The organism is Pseudomonas sp. GW458-11-26-14-LB4 (genome assembly GCF_059423925.1).
The window spans coordinates 99715-115277 of sequence record NZ_JBWKYU010000011.1 but is presented as its reverse complement, the minus strand read 5'-3'; the positions used below and the strand labels follow the sequence as shown (position 1 = coordinate 115277).

11 protein-coding genes are annotated in these 15563 nt (G+C 61.2%); 2 read left to right on the top strand and 9 right to left on the bottom strand.

All coding sequences use genetic code 11. The features are described 5' to 3' along the window. Positions 1–22: 22 nt before the first annotated feature. A complete protein-coding gene (locus AC07XZ_RS16515; protein ID WP_102686693.1) occupies positions 23–2299 on the top strand; it encodes a hypothetical protein in 2277 nt (758 codons plus the stop codon). Positions 2300–2376: 77 nt separating this feature from the next. Here AC07XZ_RS16515 and AC07XZ_RS16510 read toward each other — a convergent pair whose 3' ends face one another. The 4 genes from AC07XZ_RS16510 to xylA all read right to left on the bottom strand — a co-directional run bounded on the left by AC07XZ_RS16510 (position 2377) and on the right by xylA (position 7609). Next, a complete protein-coding gene (locus AC07XZ_RS16510; protein WP_102686694.1) occupies positions 2377–3513 on the bottom strand; it encodes a sugar ABC transporter permease in 1137 nt (378 codons plus the stop codon). Then, on the bottom strand, positions 3514–5070 hold the full coding sequence (xylG, locus tag AC07XZ_RS16505) for a D-xylose ABC transporter ATP-binding protein (protein WP_102686695.1): 1557 nt from the start codon (positions 5068–5070) through the stop codon (positions 3514–3516). A 78-nt stretch (positions 5071–5148) separates the two neighbouring features. Continuing rightward, the gene (gene xylF, locus AC07XZ_RS16500) at positions 5149–6150 is read right to left on the bottom strand and encodes a D-xylose ABC transporter substrate-binding protein (protein WP_102686696.1); all 1002 of its coding nucleotides are present in this window, start codon (positions 6148–6150) and stop codon (positions 5149–5151) included. A gap of 142 nt (positions 6151–6292) precedes the next feature. Continuing rightward, on the bottom strand, positions 6293–7609 hold the full coding sequence (gene xylA, locus AC07XZ_RS16495; RefSeq protein ID WP_102686697.1) for a xylose isomerase: 1317 nt from the start codon (positions 7607–7609) through the stop codon (positions 6293–6295). 202 nt (positions 7610–7811) lie between these two features. Between xylA and AC07XZ_RS16490 the strand changes: the two genes are divergently transcribed. Further along, positions 7812–8987: a XylR family transcriptional regulator gene (locus AC07XZ_RS16490; protein ID WP_102686698.1), complete on the top strand. Its 1176-nt coding sequence runs from the start codon at positions 7812–7814 to the stop codon at positions 8985–8987. Between the two features lie 8 nt (positions 8988–8995). Here AC07XZ_RS16490 and AC07XZ_RS16485 read toward each other — a convergent pair whose 3' ends face one another. The 5 genes from AC07XZ_RS16485 to AC07XZ_RS16465 all read right to left on the bottom strand — a co-directional run bounded on the left by AC07XZ_RS16485 (position 8996) and on the right by AC07XZ_RS16465 (position 15503). Next, positions 8996–10258, bottom strand: a complete 1263-nt coding sequence (locus AC07XZ_RS16485) for an NAD(P)/FAD-dependent oxidoreductase (RefSeq protein ID WP_102686699.1) — start codon at positions 10256–10258, stop codon at positions 8996–8998. Continuing rightward, positions 10248–11840 (bottom strand): aldehyde dehydrogenase (NADP(+)), encoded by a 1593-nt coding sequence (locus tag AC07XZ_RS16480; RefSeq protein WP_102686700.1) that lies wholly within the window; start codon positions 11838–11840, stop codon positions 10248–10250. Before AC07XZ_RS16480 ends, AC07XZ_RS16485 begins: the two co-directional genes overlap by 11 nt. A gap of 80 nt (positions 11841–11920) precedes the next feature. Further along, positions 11921–12868, bottom strand: coding sequence for a dihydrodipicolinate synthase family protein (locus AC07XZ_RS16475; protein WP_102686701.1), 948 nt, complete (start codon positions 12866–12868; stop codon positions 11921–11923). Positions 12869–12922: 54 nt separating this feature from the next. Beyond that, complete coding sequence (locus tag AC07XZ_RS16470; protein WP_102686702.1) at positions 12923–13849, bottom strand: 4-hydroxyproline epimerase; 927 nt, start codon at positions 13847–13849, stop codon at positions 12923–12925. 22 nt (positions 13850–13871) lie between these two features. After that, complete coding sequence (locus AC07XZ_RS16465; protein WP_064595752.1) at positions 13872–15503, bottom strand: APC family permease; 1632 nt, start codon at positions 15501–15503, stop codon at positions 13872–13874. Positions 15504–15563: the final 60 nt, after the last annotated feature.

Genomic DNA, 15563 nt, shown 5'->3' with positions numbered 1-15563 from the left:
ACATAGTAGGTCACAAGGAAGTATGTCCAGGCCTGAGGGTGAATCGGGTGCGCTCGGCGAAATAAACGCCGGTTATGCGCACTTTCAACTGTCTCGCGCGCTCACTGCACGCGACAACGACGCCAGTCCGCAAGCACTTGCCCGGATCGAACGCTGGCAAAAGGTTCTCGAAAACCTGATGCATGGCCGTGCACTTTATGGCTCGCGGACGCCGTTTGCCGACCTGCCAGAATGGATCACGCTGGAAGTGGCCACTGGCGGCTTTGCAACGGGCAACCTTCTGGCCGGTGGCGAGTTGACCGCTCATGAGCGCCTGTTGGCGTCATCGATTCCTGGCATTCGAGCGGGTTACGAACGACTCGATTTGAATAGGTGGCATCTTTCAGACGAAGGCGTCAGAACGCTGCAAGAGCGATTGACGAACGAAGACTATCGGATCGATGTACCGGAAGAGGCCGCTTTGCTGACAGTGGCCTGGTTTCTGGGGCAACAACGCGTCGAAGAAGCCAGGACGTTGATCGAGCAGATCGCGCCTTTCTTCGAACGAGTGCGTTTCTTTCCCGCGGCAGCCAACGAGCGCCCACTCTCGATGGCTGAAGTTGAAGTTTTCAATGCTGGTCAAATCAGCCTGCGGCTGTCCGACCTCTTACCCCAGCCTCGTCTTACCGTCCAAAAGCATGTTGTTGAACACAGGTTGCCCCTCTACGACACGGCGGTCTCGCTGTTCCTGCTGACGTACAACGATGGTTGGCCTTGCAGGCATTACCCTGAAGGCTGGTTCGAGCGCGCTTCGGTGCTCGGTAAAGAATTTGATATCGCCACTGAGGCTGATCCCCGCCGCGCGGGTAACTCCAGTGATCGGGCGGCGGAGTTGCTGGCATTGCTCAAGCAATGCTCTATCGATCCTGCATCGCTAACGGGGCGCCAGGTTGGGCGCATTCGCAGAATCGTCGACGACTTTGTAGCCAAGCATGGACACCCTGAGTCCGAAGAACATTCCAGCAAGCGCGCACAGCAGCGCCATCACGTATCAGCCTCGGCACACCATCTGATTGCCAAGGCTGCTTCCGCGCGACTGGCGAGATATCCAGTCTCGGAAGGCATCTCTGATTTCGCGCCGTTACTGACGCCCATCACCAACGAAGAGGCGAAGGCTTATTCATTGAAGGAGGGGGAGACCATTCCTCCTTCGATTCGTCGACGCCTCGAACGCTGCCGAAAGGGAACGGTTGCAGAGTTGATTGAACATGGGGTCATTACATCCGCAGATACCGTGGCGAAAGTGCTGCCAGCGATGACGGCGCAAATCTGTAGCGCCGGATATCGAGACGTAGCGCTGCGGGCACTGTCTGTCGCAACTTATTGTGCGTTCAGGCGTCGACGCTCTCTATTACTGCTGAACATGCAGCGTCAGGTGAGAGTCGATGATTTACCTTGGGTGAAAGCCCTGGAGACCGAGTACGAGGCGGGAGCTCTGGCGATTGAAGGTGCCAGACAGGCTTTGGTCGAGGCGTCCGCATTGACCCTTGTTGCATTTCCTCAGGCCATTCTGCCAAACAAGTTGCTTCAGGAATTTTCCTCGCTTGCCGAATTGGCCAAGCTGGATCTTCCCTTCGTAGAGGAGATCGCGGCTGACATTTTCATGGGCGCTTTCTCCGGCAAGTTCGTGAAGGCTGCCAAGCGTTCAGTCCGGCTGATGGCCGGATCTCTTTACGCACGCTATTACGATATCGATATGGATCAGTTGGCTGCACTACCCAAGCAGCGGAATTCACGAAGCAACAGTGGTGTGCTGGCTGGTTTGTGCGCGCGGCGGGCGAATGCCGATATCGGTAGATGGAGCCCGGCGAACAACGGCACGATCATCGAACAGCAACAGATATTGACCACGCAAAATCTGGCAATCCTGTTTGATGATCTGGACCTGAAGACGCTGTTACATGATCGCTTGGGTTCAATGGCCGAGGCATGTTTCAAATGGATATGCAGTCGGCAGCAGATGCAGATCAAGTTCTACCATGCACGTCTGGTCATGTTGAAAAACACCGCGTATGCGTGGCGCCAGATGATGTTTTATCTGTCGATGCTGGATCAGTCTCGATTGGAGAGCGTGCTTGGAAACATTGAAGTGCACTTCGCCGCTCAATCCGGCGCATTTCAGGGACGATTTCTTCCCGCCATGATCGGGTTGCGCATGGCGGTATCTGGGTGTCGGTTGACTTCGGCTCACCAAGAGCGCGAGGGAAGTAAGGTTTTTCTTGGGTGGACCACTGAACGGCACTGGCTGATGCCTTCCTAGATATCGGAAAGCTCCAGGCGTAACGAAAAGCCTGCCTTCAAAAGCAGGCTTTTCGCATTTTCAGAGATGCCTTCATTTCAACGCCGCCCGGTCCGCGTACTCACATCCACCCAAACCGCCAACACCAGAATGCTGCCCTTGACGATCATCTGCCAGTAACTGTCGACGTCGAGCATGGACATGCCGTTGTCCAGGCTGGTGATGACCAGCGCGCCGAGGAGGGCGCCATAGACCGTGCCGGAACCGCCGCGCATCGAGGTGCCGCCGATGAAGCAGGCGGCGATGGCGTCGAGTTCGCCCATGCTGCCGGCCGAGGGGGAGCCGGCGGCCAGGCGCGCAGTGTTGACCACGCCGGCGAGGGCGCACATCACGCCCATGATCCCGAAAATCCAGAGTTTCACGGCCTGCACATTGATACCGGACAGGCGCGTCGCTTCCATGTTGCTGCCCACGGAATAGACGCGTCGGCCGAACACGGTCTGGCTGGTCACGTAGCTGAATCCGCCCAATAGAATCAACAGAAGCAGGACCGGCACGGGAATGCCGTCATAGCTGTTGAGGGTCTGGACAAACCCGGCCAGCACTGCGCCGATCAACAACACGCGTGCCACGTCACGCACCAGTGAGTGTGCCGCGAGGCCGTGAAGGGCGCGATTGCGCCGTTGTTTCCAGGTCAGGAACATCGTCAGTGCGAACAGCAGGACGCCCAGGCCGGCGCCGATTGCATGTGGCAAATAACCTTGGCCAATGTAAACAAGCTCCGGAGACACCGGCGCAATGGTCGTGCCTCCGGTGATTCCCAGCAAAATCCCCCGGAACGCCAGCATCCCGCCCAGCCCCACGATAAATGACGGAATGCGCAGGTACGCCGCCATGTAACCGTTGGCGAGGCCGATCAGCAATCCGCACACCACCACAAGGCTCAGGTTCGCCAGCAGTGGTACGTGATAGACAACGTCGAGAATGGCTGCCACGCCACCGAGCAGGCCCAGCAATGAGCCGACCGACAGATCGATCTCGCCGCTGATGATGACCAGCACCATGCCGCAGGCGAGGATCCCGGTGATGGACATCTGGCGCAGCAGGTTGGAGAGGTTGCGCGGTGTCAGGAATCCGCCCTCGGTCTGCCAGCTGAAGAACAGCCAGATCAGCGCCACGGCAAACACCAGTGCGAGCATCTTGTAGCGGGTGAAAAGTTGTTTGACCTGATTCATTTACGCGGATTTCCGATCTTTATTGTTATGGCTGTCAGGCTGGCTGAGTGCTGCGGCGAGCACCTGTTCCTGAGTGAGTTCGCGGTTGATGAAATCGCCCTGCAACCGGCCTTCGCCGATCACCAGTACGCGGTCGGAAACGCCGAGCACCTCGGCCAGTTCCGAAGACACCATGATGATCGACACGCCTTCGGCGGCCAGCATCCCCATCAACTTGTAGATCTCGTACTTCGCGCCGACATCCACCCCTCGGGTCGGCTCGTCGAGGATCAGCACCCGGGGCCTGGTCAGCAGCATCTTCGCCAACACGGCTTTTTGTTGATTGCCTCCGGACAGGCTGGTGATCGGCAGGAACGGGCTCGCGGTCTTCAGGTGCAGGCGCGAAATTTCCCGATCGATGCTGCCCAGTTCGGCTTCGGCGTCGATGCGGGTCAGTTTCGAGAAACTGTCCAGCACGGCCAGGGTGATGTTCTGGCCGACACCCAGGTCGGGAATGATCCCCTGACGCTTGCGGTCTTCGGGCACCAGGCACACGCCGGCGCGAATTGATTTGAGCGGCGTACGGGTGTCGATGGGGTGGCCGTCCAGCCAGACTTCGCCTTCGTGGCGACCGGGGTAGGCGCCAAACAGCGCGGTCACAAGCTCCGTGCGGCCGGCACCGACCAGCCCGGCGATGCCGAGGATTTCCCCGCGTTTGAGGCTGAACGAAACGTCGTCGACCCGTTTGCGTTTGGGGTTGTCGACGTCGTAGCAGGTGATGTGGCGCGCCTCGAAAATCACCTCGCCGATGTCGTGGGGTTCGGTGGGGTAGAGGTTGCTCATTTCCCGGCCGACCATCTGGGTGATGATCTGGGGAATATCCATGTTTTCCATGGCGGTCGTGGCGATGTGTTTACCGTCCCGGATCACCGAAATGGTGTCACACACGGCGGCCACTTCATCGAGTTTGTGCGAGATATAAACGCAGGCGACGCCCTTGGCCTTTAGGTCGCGGATGATGTCCAGCAACACCTCGATTTCCGAGCGGGTCAAGGCCGAAGAAGGTTCGTCGAGGATCAGCAGGCGTGCCTGCTTGTTCAGGGCCTTGGCGATTTCCACCAGTTGCTGATAACCGCCGCCGTACTGCGAAACCGGCAGCGACACGTTCATGTCCGGCACTTTCAGTTCACGCATCAGGGCTTCGGCGCGGTGGATCATCGCCGGGTAATTCATCCGCCCACCCGGCAGCGTCAGCTCATGGCCCATGAAAATGTTCTCGGCCACCGAGAGGTCGGGAACCAGCGTCAGTTCCTGATGGATGATGACGATGCCGGCGGCTTCCGTTTCGCTGATCGATTGCGCCTTGAGCGGTTGACCGTCCCACAGGATTTCACCGTCCCAGGTGCCATGGGGATAGACCGCAGACAGGATTTTCATCAGCGTGGACTTGCCGGCGCCATTCTCGCCGCACAGCCCGACGCACTCGCCTGGCCTGACCTTGAGGTCGATGCCATTGAGTGCTTTGACACCGCCGAAGGTTTTGACGATGCCGTTCATTTGCAGCAGAAAGTCGGACATGGCAGAGACTCATAAGCGGCAGATACAGGACTGAACCCGCAGGCGCAAAACGCCTGCGGGGGCATCACTCACTGAGTGTCACTTTCCGGCGAGCTGCGCCTTGGTATAGAAGCCGTCCTGTTCCAGCAGGTCGATGTTGTCCTTGGTCAACGGGGTCGGGGTGAGCAGGATGGTGTCGACTTTTTTGCTGCCGTTGTCGTACTGCGAGCTGTAGGCGGGCTTCTCGTTGCGCGCCAGTTGCACCGAGAGTTTGGCGGCTTCGGAGGCAATCAGTTTCAGCGGTTTGTAAACGGTCATGGTTTGAGTGCCGGAGATCACCCGCTTGACCGCTGCCAGGTCCGCGTCCTGTCCGGAGATCGGCACCTTGCCGGCCAGTTGCTGAGCGGCCAGGGCCTGAATGGCGCCGCCGGCCGTGGCGTCGTTGGAGGCGACGATGCCGTCGATTTTGTTGTCGTTGCGGGTCAAGGCGTTTTCAACAATGCTCAGCGCCTCGGTCGGGTTCCATTCCTTCACCCATTGCTGGCCGACGATCTTGATATCGCCCTTGTCGATGGCCGGTTGCAGCACTTTCATCTGACCTTCGCGCAGGACTTTCGCGTTGTTGTCGGTGGGCGCACCGCCCAGCAGGAAGTAATTGCCCTTGGGCGCTGCGTGCAGCACGCCGCTGGCCTGCATCTCGCCGACCTTTTCGTTATCGAAGGAAATGTAGGCGTCGATATCGGCGTTGAGTATCAGACGGTCATAGGACACGACCTTGATCCCGGCTTTCTTCGCTTCGGCCACCGCATTGGTCAGCACGGTAGCGTTGAACGGCACGATGACGATGACATCGACGCCGCGGGAAATGAGGTTTTCGATTTGCGAAATTTGCTTTTGCTCGTTGGCATCGGCCGACTGCACGAAGACCTTGGCGTCCATTTTCTCCGCTGCCGCAACGAAGTAATCCCGGTCACGGGACCAGCGTTCCAGCCGCAGGTCGTCAATGGAGAAACCGATTTTCGGGTGGGCAGCGTCGGCCATAACCGGCAGCGACAACAGGGCCAGGGCGCTGGCCAGCAGCGTGCGTTTTACATTCTTCATGGTGGTGCGTCCTTTTATTTTTGTTTGAAAGACACGGCCTGACGATGAATATCGGGCTGATGGAACTGTAGAGAATCAGCTGGCGCAACGGACTACAGATTTGTCGCGCAAATGTCACAGCGCCCGCAGTCCCCATTGGCGATCAGCGATAGATGAAACGGTTGACGACGTTTTCGAGCATTTCCTGCCGGCCGCTGACGGCCTGCGGGTTCAGTTCGTTGGCGAAGGCGTGCTCGGCCAGTGACTGGAGATTGAACTCGCCTTCAAGAACCGCCTGGCCGAACGGCTGCTGCCAGCCGGCGTAGCGTTGGTCCTTGAGCCGTTGAAGCTGGTCGTTCTGGACCATGGCGGCGGCCCGCTCGAGCGACAGGGCGAGTACGTCCATGGCACCGACGTGGCCGTGAAACAGATCGACCTCGTCGAGGCTCTGGCGGCGCACCTTGGAGTCGAAGTTGAACCCGCCATTGCCGAACCCGCCGGCCTTGAGGATTTCATAAGTGACGAGGGTCATTTCCTCGACGCTGTTGGGGAATTGATCGGTGTCCCAGCCGTTTTGCGGGTCGCCCCGGTTGGCATCGATGCTGCCGAAAATCCCCAGCGAGACGGCCGTCGCCACTTCGTGATGAAAACTATGACCGGCCAGGGTCGCGTGGTTGGCCTCGATGTTGACCTTGATTTCCTTTTCCAGACCGAACTGCTGGAGAAAACCGAACACCGTGGCGCTGTCGTAATCGTATTGGTGTTTGGTTGGCTCCTGCGGCTTGGGCTCGATCAGCAGGTCACCTTTGAAACCGATCTTGTACTTGTGCTCGACCACCATGCGCATGAAGCGACCCAGTTGTTCGCGCTCGCGTTTCAGGTCGGTGTTGAGCAGGGTTTCGTAGCCCTCGCGACCGCCCCACAACACATAGTTGGAGCCTTTGAGGCGTTGAGTCGCGTTCATGGCGCTGAAGACCTGGGCCGCGGCGCAGGCGAACACTTCAGGATCCGGGTTGCTGGCGGCACCGGCGGCAAAGCGCGGATTGCTGAAACAGTTGGCGGTGCCCCACAGCAGCTTGATTCCGCTTTCTTCCTGATGGCGTTCCAGGTGATCGACCATTTGGGCGAAGTGGTTGCGGTACTCCTTCAGCGAGTGGCCTTCGGGGGCGACATCCGTGTCGTGAAAGCAGTAGTAGTCGATACCCAGCTTGGAGAAAAACTCGAACGCGGCCTGCGCCTTGCCAATGGCCAGTTCCATCGGGTCGCCGGCGTGTTGCCATGGGCGCTTGAACGTCCCTGCGCCGAACACGTCGGAGCCCGGCCAGACAAAGGTGTGCCAATAACAGGCGGCCATGCGCAGGTGTTCGCGCATCGGCTTGCCGAGGATGATCTTGTCGGCGTCGTAGTGACGGAAGGCAAGGGGAGAATCGCTGGCAGGACCTTCGTAGCGGATCCGCTCGACATCGGGGAAGTACGGCATTGGCAATGTCCTTGTTGTTCTTGGTTGTTGTTCTCGGTTGTTGTTCTTGGGGCGTGTCCCGATACTAGCAACGGCCCTGTGCCTGCCGATTACGAAAATCACCAACACGGAGTGCGATTTTGCGTATTGAGATTCGCCCTCTGCGCGCCTAGTCTGTGCAGACCGCCTCTACGGCAAGGGGCCCGGAACAAGCCTGAAAACAATGAAAACCGTACCGCCTGTTCACCGCATCGCCCTGTTGTTCAACGGGAGCAAGATCTATGACCGCGGCATCATCAGCGGCATCGGCAACTACCTGAGCAGCACGCGCGCGTCCTGGGATCTGTTTCTGGAGGAGGATTTTCTCTGCCGCTTGAAGGGCATCGAGCGCTGGCAAGGCGACGGAATCATTGCCGACTTTGACGACCCGCTGATTGGCGAGGCGCTGGCCGACATCAAGTTGCCCGTGGTGGCGGTGGGTGGTTCTTACCAGGATGAGCGCGCCTATCCCAAAGGCATCCCGTACGTCGCGACCGACAATAACGCGCTGATCACCATGGCTTACGAGCACTTGATCGAGGCCGGGCTGCAACGGTTCGCCTGCTTCAGCCTGCCCGAAGCGCAGGCGAACCGATGGGCCCAGGAGCGCGAAAAGGCTTTTCTAAAATTGATGCAGCGGGACGGCTTGCACGCCGAGGTCTATCGCGGCATGGGGACCAGCGCGCCGCTGTGGGACAGCGCCGTCGAACAACTGATCGCCTGGCTGCAAAGCCTGCCCAAGCCGATTGGCATCATCGCGGTCAGTGACGCTCGCGCCCGGCAGTTGCTGCAAGCTTGCCTGACCGCCGGAATCGCCGTTCCGGAGCAGGTGGCGTTGATCGGCATCGACAACGACCCGCTGACCCGCAGCCTGACCCGGGTCCCGCTAAGTTCGGTGATCCAGGGCACTGAAACCATGGGCCGCACCGCCGCGCAACTGCTGCACCAGATGCTCCACGGCAAACCGTCAACGGGTGCGCATTTCCTGATCCCGCCTGAAGCGATCAACGTCCAGGTGTCGAGCCTGCATCAACCTTTGGGCAACCCCTACGTGATGCAGGCGCTGCTGTTCATCCGCCAATATGCCTGCCAGGGCATCAAGACCGCGCAAGTGGCGGCTTATGTCGGCGTGTCGCGTTCCTCGCTGGAGTCGCACTTTCGCGCGGTGCGTGGTTGCAGCGTGCATGACGAGATTCTGCGTTTCAAACTGGCGGCGGCCACTCGCGGACTGGAAAAAACCGACACGCCGATTGCGGATGTTGCCCGCACCTGTGGTTTCAAATCCGCACAGTACCTGCACACGGTGTTCCGTCGAGAGTTCGGGTGTACGCCCCGGGAATATCAGCAGGGCGCCCGATAGCCGGCCACTCAAAAACGATCCAGCCGGTAGCGCTCGCTCGACGGGAGAATACGCGCCGTGTCCTGCGCCGACGGCAATACCATCCCCCCAACCATCTCCGCCGTCACCGCCGCCTGCGTCAGCCCCAAATGCTGATGCCCGAACGCAAGGAACACCCTCCCGTCACACACCCGATCAATCACCGGCAACGAATCCGGCAGCGACGGCCGAAATCCCATCCATGGCGTGGCTGCCTCGACACTCAACTCATCACGAAACAACCCTTTGCTCAACCGATGCAACTGCCAGGCGCGGGCCATGGTCGGTGGGGCTTCGAGGCCGGCGAATTCGACGGTGCCGGCCAGGCGCAGCCCGTCGGACATCGGTGTCATGATGAATTTACGTTCCAGCGAGGTGACGGGGAAGGGCAGTCGGTTGTGTTCGTGAGGCAGCATCAGGTGATAGCCGCGCTCGGTATCCAGCGGGACGTTTTTGCCGGTCAGTGCGGCGGTGAGTTTTGCCGAGTGGGCGCCGCAGGCGATCAGCACCTGGCGAGCTGACAGGGTGCCGGTTCCGGTCATCAGATTGACGCCATGCTCATGCAGTTGCCCGCCCTGAACCGCCTGTTTCACAAACTGCACGCCGCTGGCTTTCGCCGCGTCCACCAACTCACGCACGACGCGGTAGGGATCGATGAAGTGCCCGGTGTTCGGGAAAAACAGTCCGCCTTGAATCTGTTCGCTCAGTTGCGGCGCGGTCTCGCGTACCGCACCGGCCTGCCACCAATCGACCGGCACCTGCTGCTGTTGCATGCGTCGCTGTAATGCTTCGAGGGCCGGACGCGAGTCGGGGCGTTCGAACACCAGCAGCGAACCTTCCATCTTCAGCAGGTCGGGGCGCTGAATGTCATGAAGCAAGCGCTGCCAGGCGTCGAGCGAGCTTTCATTCAGCGCCCTCAACCCGGCGACGGTACGCTGGAACGGCGCCGAGCGCAGGTTCAGCAAAAGCCGCGCAAACCAGGGCAAGGCGCGGGGCAGGTATTTCCAGTCCAGGCGCAGCGGCCCCATCGGGTTCATGAGCATGGCGGGCAGGCGTTTGAGGATCGAGCTGTCGGCAATCGGAAATACTTGCTCGGTCGCCAGGTGCCCGGCGTTGCCGAACGAGGCGCCGTGGCCCGGTTCCTGCGGATCGATCACCACCACCCGCAAACCCTGACGGGCCAGGCGCAGGGCGCTCGCGACGCCGATGATGCCGGCGCCGACCACGGCGATGTCGTGCGGGTTATTCGGCATTTTTCGCGGTTTCCCTTTGGCCATCGAGCAAGCGACGCAGCGACAGTGGATTGGCGTGTTTGAGCGCGGTCGGCAGCAGGCTGTCGGGGAAATCCTGATAGCAGACCGGGCGCAGGAAACGCAGGATCGCCGCCGTGCCCACCGACGTGGTGCGCGAATCGGAGGTCGCCGGGAACGGCCCGCCATGCACCATCGCATCGCAGACTTCAACGCCGGTCGGCCAGCCGTTGACCAGCAGGCGCCCGGCCTTGCGCTCCAGCGTTGGCAGCAATGCGCGGGCCTGTTGCAGATCCTCGTCATCGAGATGCAGCGTGGCGGTCAGTTGGCCTTCCAGCTGCTCGAGCACCTGACGGATTTCAGCGTCGCTGGCGCATTGCACGATTACGGACGCGGCGCCGAAGGCTTCGGCCTGCAACGAATGATCAACAAGGAAATCGGCGGCGTTGGTGACGAACACATGAGCCTGGCCCTGATTCGGTTCCGTCGCGCGCTGGCCGACGGCGGCAATGTGCGCCCGGGTATTTTCCGCGAGAGCATTCACGCTGGACTCATAGGCATTGAAAATCCCCGGCGTCAGCATGGTCTGCGCGGGGCTGCGTTGAACGAATTCAGTGGTGGCGCCAATGAAGGCGTCCAGCGCCGGCCCCTTGTGGGCGATGACCAGACCGGGATTGGTGCAGAACTGACCGGCGCCCAAGGTCAGCGAAGCAACAAAACCCTGGGCCAATGTTTCGGGGCGATTCTGCAACGCTGCTGGGAACAACAAAACCGGATTGATCGAACTCATTTCAGCGTATACCGGAATCGGCTCGGGCCGGGCTTGGGCCGCTTTGATCAGCGCGAGGCCGCCACTGCGCGAACCGGTGAAGCCGACGGCCTTGATCCGTGGATCGCTGACCAGCGCAATCCCCACTTCGCGGCCGGAGCCGTACAACAACGAGAACACACCTTCCGGCAACCCACAGGCCTTGACCGCCCGCGCTACGGCGCGACCAACCAGTTCGCTGGTGCCGGGATGGGCGCCGTGGGCCTTGACGATCACCGGGCAACCGGCGGCCAGGGCCGAAGCGGTATCGCCGCCCGCCACCGAGAACGCCAGTGGAAAGTTGCTTGCACCAAACACCGCCACCGGGCCCAGTGGAATCTGCCGCTGACGCAGATCCGAACGCGGCAGCGGCTGGCGCTGTGGTTGCGCGCTGTCGACTCGCACATCCAGCCATTCACCGGCCCGCATGGTGCGGGCAAACAAACGCAGTTGCTGGCAGGTGCGGCCCCGCTCGCCCAGCAGGCGCGGGCGCGGCAGGCCGGTTTCGGCCAGGGCGCGGTCGATCAGTTCGTCGCCCAGCGCTTCGATTTCGCAAGCGATGGTTTCAATGAATTCGGCCCGTGCCTCAAGCGATGTCTCGCGATAACGGTCGAGCGCCGCCCAGGCCAGTGCGCAGGCCTGCTCCACATGCTCGGCAGAACCGCCGGCGTAGGCCGGTTGCAAAGGCGTGTTGGTGGCGGGATTGATTCCGTGGATGACGTCGCGGTCGCCGGTGAGGGTGTGCTGACCGATCAGCAGTTGGCCCGTCAGAGTCATGGCGCATTCCTTATCAATAAAACAGGTCACGAATAGAGCCCGCCACCGTGGGGGGCGGCGGGCTTGAGCGCAGTGGCAGGTCAGGCGAAGTTCTGTTCCGCCGACCAGTTTTCGTACCAGTGACGGAACAGCGCGTACTGGGCTTCTGCGTAACGACGCTGGGAGTCGCTGAGCGCATCGGTTTCGTTGAAATGCAGGGTGTATTCCTTGTCGCCGTTGAGCACCATCAGGTGTTTGTAATACAGCACCAGATCCGTGCCTTCGTCGAAGGACGACAGCACCGCCAGCGCCGATTCCAGCTCGCGGGCCTGACGCCGGGCCTTGGCGTCACCCTTGGCCGCCTGCTTGCTCAGGGCCACCAGTTGCAGCACTTCGCGGGGCAGGGCGTTGCCGATGCCGGTGATGGCGCCGGTGGCGTTGCAGTTGACGAAACCGTGCACGACCTGGGTGTCGACACCCACCATCAGGGTCACGTCATCCTCCTTGGAGGTGATGTTTTCAGCGGCGTAGCGCAGATCGGCGCCACCGCCGAATTCCTTGAAGCCGATCAGGTTCGGGTATTCACGGCGCAGTTCGAAGAACAGGTCGGCGCGGGTGGCGAAGCCGTAGTAAGGACTGTTGTAGATCACCGCCGGCAGGTTTGGCGCGGCTTGCAGAATCGCCGCGAAGTGGGCTTTTTGCGCCGCCGCCGAAGCGCCACGGGACAACACTCGAGGAATCACCATCAAACCCTGCGCGCCGACTTTCGCCGCATGGGCCGCGTGGGACACCGCCTCACGGGTGTTGACCGCGCCGGTGCCGACGATGGTCGGAATCCCGGCGGCCACCAGCCGCGCCACGCCTTCCTGACGCTCGGCTTCGGTGAGCAGCGGCCAGTCGCCCATGGAGCCGCAATACACGACGGCGCTCATGCCGATGTCGATCAGCTCGCGCCCCTTGGCCACCAGCGCATCGTAGTCCGGTTTGCGCGTGGCGGTGCACGGGGTCATCAGGGCGGGCATGCAGCCGGTGAAGATGTTGTCGCTCATTATCGTTCTCCTTGGAACGGTCATTCAGAGGGGTTTGAAAAAAAGCGCAGCGGCTCAGATGCCCCACGCGAACGGATCTGTTTCGTCGATCAGCAGCGTGCTGTCGGCGGTCATGTGGGCGCGGCCGGTGATGTAGGGGCGGATGCGCTCGCCTTCCCATTCAAAGCGGCCTTCGAACTGGCTGCCGGTGATGCTCGCCTGCACCCAGCGCTCGCCCGGCGCGAGTTTTTCGTCGGCGGCCAGACACGCCAGTTTGGCGCTGGTGCCGGTGCCGCAAGGGGAGCGGTCGTAGGCTTTGCCGGGGCACATCACGAAGTTGCGGCTGTTGGCCTCGGCGTCATCGGCGAACAGTTCGATGTGGTCGATGATTGCGCCGTCCTCGCCATGGATGCCTTGGTCTTCGAGGGCCCTGAGCATTTTCCAGGTGAGGTCGGTGAGAGTTTCGACGTTGTCCATCGTCAGGGTCTGGCCGTGTTCGGAGACCAGGAAAAACCAGTTGCCGCCGTAGGCCACGTCACCAAGGAAGCGGCCGTACCCCGGCACTTCCACCGCCACCTGTTTACGGAATCGATAAGCCGGCACATTGCCGAGCGTCACGGCGCCGTCTTCATGCAGCGTTGCGCTGACCGGGCCGACCGGGGTGTCGATCTTGTGCACGCCCGGCGCGATCAGCCCCAAGTGTTGCAGCGATGCAACGAGGCCGATGGTGCCGTGGCCGCACATGCCGAGGTAACCGGCATTGTTGAAGAAGATCACGCCGCAGGTGGCGTCCGGCGACACCGGATCGCAATACAGCGCGCCCACCAGCACATCGTTGCCACGCGGCTCCAGCAGGCAGGCGCGGCGCCATTGGTCGTGCTGGTTGCGCAGGGCGTCGCGTTTCTCGGCCATGGTGTGGCCGGGCAGGTCGGGAAAACCTTTCATCACCAGACGCGTGGGTTCGCCGCCGGTATGGGAATCAATGACGTGTACTCGTTTCATGGACAGGTCCCGTTGAGTTATTTCAGTAAGCGCCGGCAGCGCGCGGGTTGGCAGCGGAGGCAGGGGACGGCGAAGCGACTTCGCTTTCATCCTCTTCCGATTCCAGGCGCAGCAGGTGTGCCGGTACGCCGGTGGCCGCGCCCCAGTAATAAATGCCCATCGCACAGGCGGCGACGACCAGGGTGTCGAACGGATGGGTGAGGATGCCCAGACCGCCGAAGGTGCCGAGTTTCGACAGGACGATGGTCACCGCGTAGAAGGCGATCAGCCACGCCGACGAGCGCACTTGGCGAGACAGGCTGAGGTGGGCGGTCGGCACGAAACGGCCGCAGAGCAGGTAGACGACGAACATCAGGATTTGCAGGCCGAGCAGCCAGGACACGGTGTTCCAGCCCGACCAGTAAACGATCAGCGCGGCGATGATGAACGACACCGGCCCCAGCACGCCCATGCACTTGACCCGGAACGGGCGCGGCATGTCGGGTGCATTGCGGCGCAGCGCGGCGACGGTCACCGGGGCGACGGCGTAGCTCAACACCAGCGCGGCGGACACCACATTGATCAGCGCTTCCCACGATGGGAACGGCAGGGTCCAGAACACCGACAGGGCGAAGGTCAGCCACAGCGCCGGACGCGGGATGCCGGACTTCGCGTCGATGTGGGTGAAGACCTTGAAGAACGTGCCGGTCTGCGCCCAGCCGTAGATCACCCGAGGCGTGGCGTTCATGTAGATGTTGCCGCAGCCGCTGGGGGAGATCACCGCGTCGGCGACCACCAGATACGCCAGCCAGCCCACGCCCAGCGCCAGGGCGATGTCGCGGTACGGCAGGGCGAATTCCTTGGAAACTCCGGCCCAGCCATTGGCGAGCAATTCGGTCGGGATGCCGCCGAGAAAGGCGGTTTGCAGCAACACGTAAATCGCGGTGGACAGCAGCACCGACAGGATCAGCGCAATCGGAATGGTGCGCTGGGGATTTTTCACTTCGCTGGCCACCGAAATGATCGGGGTCAGGCCGAGGTAGGCGAAGATCACGCCGCCGGCGGAGACGGCCATCTCGATGCCCGAAAGTCCGAAAGGCGCGAAGCCTTGAACCTGGAAGTTTTCCGGTTTGAAGAAAGTGAACAGCACGCCGATCACCAGCAGCGGCACGATGAACTTGAACACGCTGACCAGGTTGTTGGCCTTGGCGAAGGTCTTCACGCTGCGGTAGTTGAGCAGGAAGAACACGCACAACAGGCCGAACTGCACCAGCCAGCCGAGCAGGGTCGGATCACCGCTGCCAGCCTTGGTCAGGCTCGGAAACCAGGCCGCCGCGTATTGGCGGGAGGCAACCACCTCGATCGCCACCAGACTGGAAAACGCGATCAGCGTAATAAAACCCATCAGGTAACCGAGCAGCGGCCCGTGGCTGTAAACCGGGTAACGCACCACACCGCCAGCGCGGGGCAATGCCGCGCCCAGTTCGCAGTAGACGATGCCCAGCAGCAACACGGCGAACCCGCCCAGCAACCAGGAAAAAATCCCCGCCGGCCCGGCAATCGCCGACACGTGACTGGCCGCGAACAACCAGCCGGAACCGAAGATCGCGCCCAGCCCGATAAAGGTGAGGTCGATCAATGAAAGTTGTTTTTTGAACTTGCCTTGGCCTGACATGGCATCGCCTTCTTGTGAGTTATTGGATAGGCAGGTGTGAGTCACTGGAACGGCTAAACA

What these genes read in the sequence shown, in the direction of transcription:
- AC07XZ_RS16515 (WP_102686693.1), top strand. Translation starts at nt 23, where the DNA reads ATGTCCAGGCCTGAGGGTGAATCGGGTGCGCTCGGCGAAATAAACGCC.
- AC07XZ_RS16510 (WP_102686694.1), bottom strand. Translation starts at nt 3,513, where the DNA reads ATGAATCAGGTCAAACAACTTTTCACCCGCTACAAGATGCTCGCACTG.
- xylG (WP_102686695.1), bottom strand. Translation starts at nt 5,070, where the DNA reads ATGTCCGACTTTCTGCTGCAAATGAACGGCATCGTCAAAACCTTCGGC.
- xylF (WP_102686696.1), bottom strand. Translation starts at nt 6,150, where the DNA reads ATGAAGAATGTAAAACGCACGCTGCTGGCCAGCGCCCTGGCCCTGTTG.
- xylA (WP_102686697.1), bottom strand. Translation starts at nt 7,609, where the DNA reads ATGCCGTACTTCCCCGATGTCGAGCGGATCCGCTACGAAGGTCCTGCC.
- AC07XZ_RS16490 (WP_102686698.1), top strand. Translation starts at nt 7,812, where the DNA reads ATGAAAACCGTACCGCCTGTTCACCGCATCGCCCTGTTGTTCAACGGG.
- AC07XZ_RS16485 (WP_102686699.1), bottom strand. Translation starts at nt 10,258, where the DNA reads ATGCCGAATAACCCGCACGACATCGCCGTGGTCGGCGCCGGCATCATC.
- AC07XZ_RS16480 (WP_102686700.1), bottom strand. Translation starts at nt 11,840, where the DNA reads ATGACTCTGACGGGCCAACTGCTGATCGGTCAGCACACCCTCACCGGC.
- AC07XZ_RS16475 (WP_102686701.1), bottom strand. Translation starts at nt 12,868, where the DNA reads ATGAGCGACAACATCTTCACCGGCTGCATGCCCGCCCTGATGACCCCG.
- AC07XZ_RS16470 (WP_102686702.1), bottom strand. Translation starts at nt 13,849, where the DNA reads ATGAAACGAGTACACGTCATTGATTCCCATACCGGCGGCGAACCCACG.
- AC07XZ_RS16465 (WP_064595752.1), bottom strand. Translation starts at nt 15,503, where the DNA reads ATGTCAGGCCAAGGCAAGTTCAAAAAACAACTTTCATTGATCGACCTC.